This is a genomic window from Lysobacter sp. OAE881, from assembly GCF_040546665.1.
Classification (GTDB): Bacteria; Pseudomonadota; Gammaproteobacteria; order Xanthomonadales; family Xanthomonadaceae; genus Lysobacter_J; species Lysobacter_J soli.
In genome coordinates this window covers 4,200,362-4,209,963 of the sequence record NZ_JBEPOG010000001.1, presented here as the reverse complement: position 1 = coordinate 4,209,963, position 9,602 = coordinate 4,200,362, and the positions used below count along the sequence as shown (strand labels likewise).

Here is a 9,602-nt window from a genome sequence, read left to right as displayed (position 1 = left end):
CATTACGGCCTCGCAGGACAAACGGACGTTCATTTGCGCGGGGCAACCGCAACCGGGCGAGATCAGTAATCGCAGGCGCCGGTGCAAACCGGATTAGTCCACGATCACGCGTATATGCGTCGCTTCGATACACCCAGCTTCGCCGTCAGTAAAGAAGCTTGTTCGACCCAGCGCCTCGCATTCCGCGTACGCCCGTTTCTGACTAAACGCGCCGCCGGAACGTCACCACCAGCACATCCCGATGCGACGCCTGCGCCGGATCTTCCGGTTCCACCGGCGTAACTCCGTGGAAAACGCGCGAGTCGTCGACGAGCGCTGCATCGAGCGCGTGGGTGAGCGTGAAGCTCCCCAGTAGCGAGCCGTCGGCGGCGTGGATCGTGGTGGTTCCGCTGGCGATGTTCATTCGATCGATCAGCAGCACGAGGACGTAATCGACGCCATCGCGATGGACGCCCTCCGGCGTCGGCTGCCCCGGTTCGCCTGCGCGTGCTTCGATACGGAACTGGTGCAGTTCGATGTGCCAGTTCGCCACGTCCGGTGCGAGCCCGCCGAAGAATGAACGGCAGAAGTGCAGGATGCTGTGGAGGCTGGCGCTGTCGGCGACTTCGGGCAGCACCGGCGCGAACCAGCGTTCGATGCCGCCCTGCAGCGTGTTGTAGTCGCGGCTCTGATAGTGCGGTTGATGCGGCTCGCGCGCGATCGTTTCACCGGTCGCCGAAAAGACTGCATGCCGTCGACGACGATGCAAGCCGACGTTCGCGAGATACGCATCCGGCTCCAGCGAGTCCCAACTGCCCGCAAAGTCGCTCCAGTCCGACAGCGGGCCGAAGGTTTCCAGCAGGCCGCGCATCGTGTCGCCTTCGACGAAACGGAAGCCGCCGTTGCGAAGTTCGTCCTGCAATACGGCCGATGGCGGCAGCGTGTGAGGCATCGCGTTCAACCCGGCATTCCCGAAACCATCAGGGCGCGACGTGCAGCGCTGCCTGCACGAGCAGCCAGACCACGCACGCCAGGCCCAGCGCCCAGATCAGCGAACGCAGGTAATGCCGGCCGGCGATGTACACCAGGCCGTGCAGGATGCGCAGCGTGACGAATGCCAGCGACAGCGCCGCGATCTGCGAGTGCGCGACGCCGGCCAGCTGCGCCAGCACCACGCCGGCCGCAAATGGCGCGAACGCCTCGTAACTGTTGAGCTGCGCCGCGTACGCGCGTTGCGCGCGCGGGCTCTGCTGCTTTTCCTGCCAGCGTCGCGGATCGCGATTGTCGTAGCGCTCGCCGCTCGCCTTCGAAATGGCAACCCACAAGTACGGCAGCAACGCGGCGATCAGGACACAGACGTACGCGGTGGTGAGCGTCATGGCAGTTCCATGCGGCCAGGAGAGCCGCCAGCGTAGCCGAAAACGACAACGGCGCCGCATGGGCGCCGTTGCCGGTCGAACCGATCGAAGCGTTACTTCGCCGACTTCATCAGCTTGTCGTGCGCGCCGCGGAAGGCGTTGCCTTCGTACCAGTTCGGCCACTGCTCGTCGCCGGCCAGCGTGCGGCCGACGCCGTACAACGCTTCCAGGTCCTGCACTACGCCGTCCATCTTCCACGACGGATCGAACTGGTCGCCCGGCTTGTGGTAGCGGTTGTCGCGATAGTCGGATTCGGCCTTGCGGCCCCCATCGACGCCGCCTTCGAGCAGGTCGCTGCCTCCCTTGGCGTACAGCGCCGGCACGCCGGCCTTGGCGAAGTTGAAGTGATCGGAGCGGAAGTAGAAGCCGTCTTCCGGCGTCGCCTCGGCGTGCAGCACGCGCTGCTGGCTTTCGGCCTGCGTCTTGAGCAGGTCTTCCAGCTCCGAGCTGCCGAAGCCGACGACCGTCATGTCCTTCGCCTTGCCGATCACCGGCATCGCATCGAGGTTGATCACGGCGACGGTCTTGTTGAGCGGAATGGTCGGGTGCGCGACGTAGTACTTCGAACCCAGCAAGCCCGATTCCTCCAGCGTCACGGCGAGGAACAGCAGCGAGCGATCCGGCGGCGGCGTCTGCTTGCTGAAGGCCTCCGCGATCTCGAGGATGCCCGCCACGCCGCTCGCGTTGTCGATGGCGCCGTTGTAGATCGTGTCGGCATGCGGCTCGCCGCCGCTGGCACCGCCGTGCTCGTCGGCTTCATGGGCGTGGTTGCCCAGGTGGTCCCAGTGCGCCATGTAGACGATCGCCTCGTCGGGACGCTTGGCGCCCGGCAGCAGCGCGACGACGTTGCGCGACGACTTCTCGCTGGTCTTGCTCTTCAGGCCGACCGACAGCTTTCCGTCCAGCGGAATCGCCTTGAAGCCCGGCTTGTTCGCGGCCTTGTAGAGCTCGTCGAGGTTCTGGCCCAGGTCGGCCAGCAGCGAGCGCGCGGCATCGCCGGTGATCCAGCCCTGCACCGGCAGGCGCGGTTCCGGATCGTCCTTCGCCAGCAGGTCGAACTGCGCGCCCGACCAGGAGTTCTTCACCACATCCCAGCCGTAGGACGCGCCTTCGGTGTCGTGGATGATGATCGCCGCTGCGGCGCCCTGGCGGGCGGCTTCCTCGAACTTGTACGTCCAGCGGCCGTAGTACGTCATCCGCTTGCCTTCGAAGAGCTTCGGATCCTGGCTGTGGAAGCCCGGATCGTTGACGAACATGACGACCGTCTTGCCCTTCACGTCGACGCCGGCGTAGTCGTTCCAGTTCTGCTCCGGCGCGTTGACGCCGTAGCCGACGAATACGAGCTGGCTGCCGTCGACCTTCACTTCCTCGCGGCCGGTGCGCGTGCCCACGACCATGTCGTCGCCGAACTTCAGCGTGCGCGGCTTGCCCTTGGCGTCGATGGTCAGCGTGGTCGACTCGTCCGCCGTGGTTTCCACCATCGGCACCGTCTGGAAGTAGCTGTCGCCGTTGCCGGGCTTCAGGCCCATGCGCTTGAACTGCGCTTCCAGGTACTGGACGGTCTTCTCTTCGCCGGCGCTGCCGGGCGCGCGACCCTCGAACTCGTCCGACGCCAGCACCTTCACGTGCTGGGCGAAATCGGCGGCGTTGATCGCGTCGTTGAAGGAATGGTTGTCGGCCGTCGCCGGCGCTGCCGCGGGCGTCTGCGGGGCGGCGGTGCTGGGCGCGTCGGCGGGCTTGGAGCAGGCCGTAAGCGCGAGGGCGCCGACGATGCCGGCTACTGCCGTGCTGAGCAGGGAAACTCGGGACATGGGACCTCCGGAATGGACCAGGCCCCACGGCAGCCCGCGCCGGGCGGGGCCGCCGTGAAGGCGAACCCCATTCTAGGCATGCCGGCCGCGCCGTCACCGTGCATGGTCCGGCAGTTTGCCGGGACCGTCTCGCCGCGGGCCGCGGATCCAGTCCCGGAGCGCGGATCGCCAGTCTTTTCTGCTGGCGCGCCAGTCATTCCGCCTCGATCGTCAGCAATTTCGGCTGGCGCTCCAGTCTTTGCGGCTCGAACGCGAGGCTCAGGAACTGGCGCGCGAGTGAAAAAGACTCGACCGCCCGTCTCCGAGACTGGCGCGCCGGCGCGGAACACTCGCGCGCCACGCAAAAAAACTGGCGCGCCAGGCTCGGAGCCTGACGCGCCAGTCTTCGGAACTCGACGAGGGTTCTTTACGAGATCTGCACTGCTTACTGCCCCGGCGGGGTCGCGCCGTCGAACCGGACCGCGGTCGCGCCGCTGATCTGGCCGACCTTCGCCGTGCTGTGCACGTACAGCTCGACCTTGCGCTCGAAGTTCAGCGGGCCTTCGACGACCGCGTTCGGCCCGATGATGACCTTCGGGTCGCGCTTGTTGAACGAGAACCACGAGCCGCTCGGCTTGGTGTAGTGGATGCCGCCCTTCACGTGCGAATTCACGCCGACGGTCACGTCGCCGTTCACCGTGGTGATGCCGCCGGACAGGTCGGTGTCGACCAGGCCGATCGCGCCGTTCACCGTTTCGATGTCGCCGCGCACGTCGCCACCACGGTCCACGAAGATGCCGCCGTTGACCGTTTCCAGCTTGCTGGACAGCTTGCCGTTGCCCGCCACGCGGATGGAGCCGTTGACCGTCTCCAGTCCTTCGGCCTCGACGTTCTCGGCGACGGTGATGCTGCCGTTGACGGTTTCGGCCTTGCCCGCGCGCGCGCCGGCGCCGATCTTGATGGAGCCGTTGACGGTCTCCAGGTCGCCGACCGTCTGGCCGGCTTCGACGGTGATGCTGCCGTTGACTTTATCGATGTCCTGGGCGGCGAACGCCGGCGCGGACAGCGCCAGGGCGAGCGGCAGGACGCAGAGGGAGCGGATTCGCATCGTTTCGGTTTCCGTGTTGGGACGGGCTTCAATGCATCGGATGCGCTGAAGGCGGAATCGGTTTACACCGCTTCGCTACAATCGCAGCCATCGCCGGCGCCGACCCGTGCCCGAAGTCACCATTGGCCCCTCACTCTGGAATCCCCCGACGTGCCAGCCTCCCCGATGCGCCCCAAACCCGTGGTCCTGCTGATCCTCGACGGCTGGGGGCATCGTGACGACCCGACCGACAACGCGCTGGCCCAGGCCCGGCTTCCGAACTGGGACGCGCTGGTCGCCTCGGCGCCGCACACGCTGATCCACACCGAAGGCCGCCACGTCGGCCTGCCGGACGGGCAGATGGGCAATTCCGAGGTCGGCCACATGAACCTCGGCGCCGGCCGCATCGTCTACCAGGACCTCACGCGCATCGACGCCGCGATCGAGGACGGCACGTTCTTCGGCAACGACGAACTGCGCGCCGCGTGCGCCGCCGCGCAGTCCAACGGCGGCACGCTGCACGTCATGGGGCTGCTGTCGCCCGGCGGCGTGCACAGCCACGAGAACCACATCTTCGCGATGCTCGAACTCGCGCGCGAGGCGGGCGTGTCGAAGGTCGCGGTGCACGCGTTCCTCGACGGCCGCGACATGCCGCCCAAGTCCGCCGAACCGAGCCTGGCCAAGCTGCAGGACGTCTGCCGCAAGCTCGGCAATGCGCGTGTGGCCAGCGTCAGCGGTCGCTACTACGCGATGGACCGCGACCAGCGCTGGGATCGCCTGCGCCGCGCATGGGACGCGATCGTCGAAGCGAAGAGCGAGCACGTCACCACCGGCCCCATCGAAGCGCTGCTGCAGGCGTACGAGCGCGGCGAGACCGACGAGTTCGTCGCGCCGACAGTGATCGAAGGCTCGCTGCCGATGGCCGATGGCGACGCCGTGGTGTTCATGAACTTCCGCGCCGACCGCGCGCGGCAGATCACCGCCGCGTTCGTCTCGCCGACGTTCGCCGGATTCGACGCGCGCAGGCCGAAGCTGTCGCGTTTCGTGTGCCTCACCGAATACGACGCGAAGCTGCCGGCGCCGGTCGCCTTCGGCCCCGACGATCTTCGCCACACGCTCGGTGAAGTGCTCGCCGAAAACGGCCTGACGCAGCTGCGCATCGCCGAAACCGAGAAGTACGCGCACGTGACGTTCTTCTTCAGCGGCGGCCGCGAGGATCCCTACGCCGGCGAAACGCGCATCCTCGTGCCGAGCCCGAAGGTCGCGACCTACGACCTGCAGCCGGAAATGAGCTGCCCCGAACTCACCGAGAAACTCACCGCCGCGATCCGCTCCGGCGAGATCGACGTCGCCATCTGCAACATCGCCAACCCCGACATGGTCGGCCACACGGGCAATATCGCCGCGGCGGTGAAGGCCGCCGAAGCGGTGGACGTCGCGATCGGCGCCATCGCGCAGGCCGTGCGCGACACCGGCGGCGCGCTGCTGGTCACGGCCGACCACGGCAACCTCGAAATGATGCGCGACCCGTCGACGGGCCAGCCGCATACCGCGCACACCGTGGGTCCCGTGCCGTTCGTGTACCTCGGCCCGCGCGCGGCGACGCTGCGCTCCGGCGGCGCGCTGCGCGACGTGGCGCCGACCATCCTCGACCTGCTCGGTTTGCCGAAGCCGGCGGAGATGAGCGGAACGAGCCTGCTCGCAGGCTGACCGCATGCGGCGCGCCGTCGTTGCGGTGAAGTGCGCGATGCTCATCGTCGCCAGCCTGGTGCTGGCGACGCCCGCGTTCGCGCAGAACAGTCGCGAGGCCGAACGCAAGCTGGAGAAGATCCAGCGCGAGCTGAAGTCGGTCGCCGCCGAACGCCGCAAGATCGAAGGCCAGCGCGGCAGCGCGTCGCGCCAGTTGCGCGAGGCCGACGAGAAGGTCGGCGAATCGAACCGCCGTTTGCGCGAGATCGAAACGCGCATGGCGAAGGAGCAGGCCTCGCTCGCCGCGCTGCAGGAGCAACGCTCGCAACTGCAGCAGCGCATGGCTACGCAGCGGCAGGAGCTCGCGCAGCTGCTCCGCGCTGCGTACCTGCAGGGACAGGATGCGCCGCTGAAGCTGCTCCTCGCGCAGGATCGGGTCGCCGACGGCAATCGCATGCTTGCCTACTACGGTTACCTGCAGCGCGATCGCACGCGCCGCATCGCCGAACTCGACGCGCAGCTGCGCGAACTCGACGAGGTGGAGCAGGCGATCGTGCAACGTCGCAGTGAACTGGATCGCACGCGCGAACAACAGCGTTCGCAGCTTGGCAAGCTGCAGAGCGCCCGCAAGGAACGCGCGAGCCTGGTCGCGCAGCTCGACAAGCGTTACGAGGATCGCAGCACGCGCGAGCGCGAACTCGGGCGCGACGCGGCCGGCCTGGAGCAGTTGCTGAAGAAGCTGCGCGCCGCCGCCGCGAAGGCCGAAGCGCAACGCCGCGCCGCCGCCGAACGCGCCGCACGCGAAGCCGCCTCGGCCGGCAAGGACGCACCGCCGCGCCGCAAGCCCGCCGTCGTCGCCAGCGCCCCGGCGCCGCAGGTCGGTGGCCTGGGCTGGCCGGTGTCCGGTGCGTTGCTCGCCGGCTTCGGCGCGACCATGCCAGACGGCCGCGACAGCGACGGCCTGCTGATCGCCGCCGCCGCCGGCACGCCGGTCAAGGCGGTCGCCGACGGGACGGTGGTCTACGCCGAATGGATGACCGGCTACGGCCTGCTGCTGATCGTCGACCACGGCAACGGCTACATGAGCCTGTATGCGCACAACGACGCGCTGCTGAAGGACGTCGGCGACGCGGTGAAGCGTGGCGACTCCGTCGCCACCGTGGGCACCTCCGGCGGTCACGGCCGCGCGGCGCTGTACTTCGAGCTGCGTCGAAACGGGGCTCCGGTCAATCCCGGAACGTGGCTGCGGCGTTGACGCTGAACGGTCGATCCGGTTGCGGGAACGATTAACGAAAGCCTTCCATTGCGCTCCCCCGCCGTGCCCATAATCACGGCACGCCGGGCGGAAGGTCGCCCGCTTCGCCTTACGCACCACCCCGGAGTTGCCGAATGTCCCTGCGTCGCCTCGTCCCGTTCGCCCTGGCCGCTTTCGTCGCCCTGCCGGCCGCCGCGCAGGAGGCCGACGCGCCGCCCGCCGACGCGCCGATCGAGTCGCCCGACGGGGAAACGGCCGAGGCCAAGGTGCCGCTGGACGAAATCCGCCGCTACGTCTCGGTGTACAACGCGGTCAAGCAGGCCTACGTCGAACCGGTGGCGGACCAGAAGCTGATGCACTCGGCCATCCGCGGCCTGCTGTTCGACCTGGACCCGCACAGCGTCTACCTCGACAAGGAAGACGCCGAGAGCTTCGACGAACAATCGCGCGGCGCCTACGACGGCGTCGGCGTGGAACTGATGCGCCAGCCCGACGGTTCGCTGCGCGTGATCGCGCCAATCGACGACACGCCGGCCGCGCGCGCCGGCGTCAAGGCGGGCGACGTCATCACTGCCATCGACGGCAAACCCTTCAAGCCCGACGAAGGCGACCAGTCCGGCCCGCTGCGCGGCGCGCCGGGCAGCAAGGTCACGCTGACGATCGTGCGCGAAGGCAAGGACAAGCCTTTCGATGTCACGCTGACGCGCGAAACCATCCGCGTGGCGAGCGTGAAGAGCCGCATGCTCGAGCCGGGTTACGGCTACGTGCGCATCAGCGCATTCCAGGCCGACACCGCGGCCGATTTCGAAAGCCAGCTCGAGAAGCTCAAGGCGCAGGGCGGCGGCAAGCTGCGCGGCCTGGTCATCGACCTGCGCAGCAATCCGGGCGGCCTGTTGACCTCGGCGGTGCAGATCGCGGACGACCTGCTCAACGAAGGCAAGATCGTTTCCACGCGCGGCCGCATCGCGATCAGCGACGCCGAGTTCGGCGCGACGCCGGGCGATCGCCTCGACGGCGCGCCGGTCGTGGTGCTGGTCGACGCGGGTTCGGCGAGCGCGGCGGAAGTCCTCGCCGGTGCGCTGCGCGACAACAACCGCGCACGCATTGTCGGCAGCCGCACCTTCGGCAAGGGCTCGGTCCAGACCGTGCTGCCGCTGGACAACGGCGATTCGGTGAAGCTCACCACCGCGCGTTATTACACGCCCAGCGGGAAGTCGATCCAGGCGCTGGGCATTTCGCCCGACGTCGTGCTGCAGCCGGGCAAGGACGCCGACAAGAGCATCCGCAACTTCAGCGAAGCCAGCCTGCCGGGCCACCTGCGCGGCGACGGCGAGAAGGACGGCGAGGAAGGCCAGCCCGGCCAGAACGCCGGCGACGTACTCGATGGCGATGCGCCGATCGCGGCGGCGCTGGTGGAACTCAAGAAGCCGGTGGCGAGCGCGGCGACGCCCGCGGCGAAGAAGAAGTGAGGCGCGCGCGCCGCGTCAGCGCGGCGCTTCGCCAATCAACCCGCACGCCAGCCGGATCGGTGCACGCGAGGCGACCGCCAGCGTGTCCTGGAACATCGTGCAATCGAGCAGATTGTCGGGCGACGAACGCCGGCCCGAATAGACGTTGATGTTGACCTGCGGAGCGTCGGGCGCCTCCGTCCAGGCGAGTTGCTTCGCATCGAACGCGGCGGCTGGGAAATGCGCGATGGGCATGCCGTCCAGTTGTGCGCCCTGGAGTTCAACCTGCTTGCGATGCAGCGTCAGCCAGGGGTTTTCGCTGCCCTGCACGTGCTCCGCCTGCGCTTGGGCGCTCGGGTCACCGAAGTAATCGGCGCTGACGATCAGCGATTCGTGCTGTGATACGAGGCGTTCACGCGCGGCGGGCGTCAGCGTAATCTCGACACTGAAGGCGTTCGATGTCGCAGCGGGTGTCGCCTCCTTCGGTGACGACTCCGGCACGCGTTCGCACGCCGCGATCCCTGCGATTGACGCGGCGACCATCCACGCGCGCACGATCGTCCGCATCGATCGCCTCAGCGCGGCTTGCCCGGCAGCGGGAACGGCGTGACGACCTTCTCGCCCGTGGTCGCGTCGCGGATCGCCGACTGCCCTTTGCGCTCGACTTCCTCGATGCGCACGATGCTGTGCATCGGCAGGTGCAGCGCGCGCGTGTTGCCGAACTCGTCGCGCAGGCGTTCTTCGGTGGGATCGATTACCACGCCGTCGTGCACGTCGAACACCAGTTCGCTCACTTCGGTGAAACCCCACAGCGCGCCCGAGGCGACGTTGCGTGCGTAGACCTCGTACACCTTGCCGGCGTTGAGGAAGGTCACCTTGTAGAGCGGCTTGGACATGTCGGACTTCGCGATGGCGGAGCGGGTTGCACGCTGACGA

The 9,602-nt window shown here is 68.0% G+C and carries 9 protein-coding genes; 3 read left to right on the top strand and 6 right to left on the bottom strand.

Features of this window, described 5'->3' with window-relative positions; genetic code table 11:
* Positions 1–202: 202 nt before the first annotated feature.
* From ABIE51_RS19285 to ABIE51_RS19270, 4 genes are all read right to left on the bottom strand, one after another.
* A complete protein-coding gene (locus ABIE51_RS19285) occupies positions 203–931 on the bottom strand; it encodes a 2OG-Fe dioxygenase family protein (RefSeq protein WP_192632884.1) in 729 nt (242 codons plus the stop codon).
* Between the two features lie 28 nt (positions 932–959).
* The gene (locus ABIE51_RS19280) at positions 960–1,358 is read right to left on the bottom strand and encodes an MAPEG family protein (protein ID WP_115842062.1); all 399 of its coding nucleotides are present in this window, start codon (positions 1,356–1,358) and stop codon (positions 960–962) included.
* A 92-nt stretch (positions 1,359–1,450) separates the two neighbouring features.
* On the bottom strand, positions 1,451–3,208 hold the full coding sequence (locus tag ABIE51_RS19275) for a M28 family metallopeptidase (protein WP_192632626.1): 1,758 nt from the start codon (positions 3,206–3,208) through the stop codon (positions 1,451–1,453).
* A gap of 424 nt (positions 3,209–3,632) precedes the next feature.
* The gene (locus ABIE51_RS19270; RefSeq protein ID WP_157031365.1) at positions 3,633–4,295 is read right to left on the bottom strand and encodes a DUF4097 family beta strand repeat-containing protein; all 663 of its coding nucleotides are present in this window, start codon (positions 4,293–4,295) and stop codon (positions 3,633–3,635) included.
* Positions 4,296–4,445: 150 nt separating this feature from the next.
* Here ABIE51_RS19270 and gpmI point away from each other — a divergent pair, with 150 nt between their 5' ends.
* From gpmI to ABIE51_RS19255, 3 genes are all read left to right on the top strand, one after another.
* Positions 4,446–5,984, top strand: a complete 1,539-nt coding sequence (gene gpmI, locus ABIE51_RS19265; protein ID WP_502913315.1) for a 2,3-bisphosphoglycerate-independent phosphoglycerate mutase — start codon at positions 4,446–4,448, stop codon at positions 5,982–5,984.
* 4 nt (positions 5,985–5,988) lie between these two features.
* Positions 5,989–7,218 (top strand): murein hydrolase activator EnvC family protein, encoded by a 1,230-nt coding sequence (locus ABIE51_RS19260; RefSeq protein WP_192632628.1) that lies wholly within the window; start codon positions 5,989–5,991, stop codon positions 7,216–7,218.
* Positions 7,219–7,352: 134 nt separating this feature from the next.
* Complete coding sequence (locus tag ABIE51_RS19255; protein WP_192632629.1) at positions 7,353–8,687, top strand: S41 family peptidase; 1,335 nt, start codon at positions 7,353–7,355, stop codon at positions 8,685–8,687.
* A 15-nt stretch (positions 8,688–8,702) separates the two neighbouring features.
* On the opposite strand, the gene ABIE51_RS19250 is transcribed toward ABIE51_RS19255, so the two are convergent.
* Entirely contained in the window at positions 8,703–9,233 is a 531-nt protein-coding gene (locus ABIE51_RS19250; protein ID WP_192632630.1) for a hypothetical protein, read from the bottom strand.
* Between the two features lie 8 nt (positions 9,234–9,241).
* Positions 9,242–9,562 carry a DUF1820 family protein gene (locus tag ABIE51_RS19245; RefSeq protein WP_157031361.1) on the bottom strand — a complete coding sequence of 107 codons (321 nt, stop codon included), beginning with the start codon at positions 9,560–9,562 and terminating at the stop codon, positions 9,242–9,244.
* Positions 9,563–9,602 lie beyond the last annotated feature (40 nt).

Bases quoted from the DNA above. Each gene is read 5' to 3' on its own strand.
- ABIE51_RS19255 (WP_192632629.1), top strand. From the start codon at position 7,353: ATGTCCCTGCGTCGCCTCGTCCCGTTCGCCCTGGCCGCTTTCGTCGCC.
- ABIE51_RS19285 (WP_192632884.1), bottom strand. From the start codon at position 931: ATGCCTCACACGCTGCCGCCATCGGCCGTATTGCAGGACGAACTTCGC.
- ABIE51_RS19280 (WP_115842062.1), bottom strand. From the start codon at position 1,358: ATGACGCTCACCACCGCGTACGTCTGTGTCCTGATCGCCGCGTTGCTG.
- ABIE51_RS19270 (WP_157031365.1), bottom strand. From the start codon at position 4,295: ATGCGAATCCGCTCCCTCTGCGTCCTGCCGCTCGCCCTGGCGCTGTCC.
- ABIE51_RS19250 (WP_192632630.1), bottom strand. From the start codon at position 9,233: ATGCGGACGATCGTGCGCGCGTGGATGGTCGCCGCGTCAATCGCAGGG.
- ABIE51_RS19245 (WP_157031361.1), bottom strand. From the start codon at position 9,562: ATGTCCAAGCCGCTCTACAAGGTGACCTTCCTCAACGCCGGCAAGGTG.
- ABIE51_RS19260 (WP_192632628.1), top strand. From the start codon at position 5,989: ATGCGGCGCGCCGTCGTTGCGGTGAAGTGCGCGATGCTCATCGTCGCC.
- ABIE51_RS19275 (WP_192632626.1), bottom strand. From the start codon at position 3,208: ATGTCCCGAGTTTCCCTGCTCAGCACGGCAGTAGCCGGCATCGTCGGC.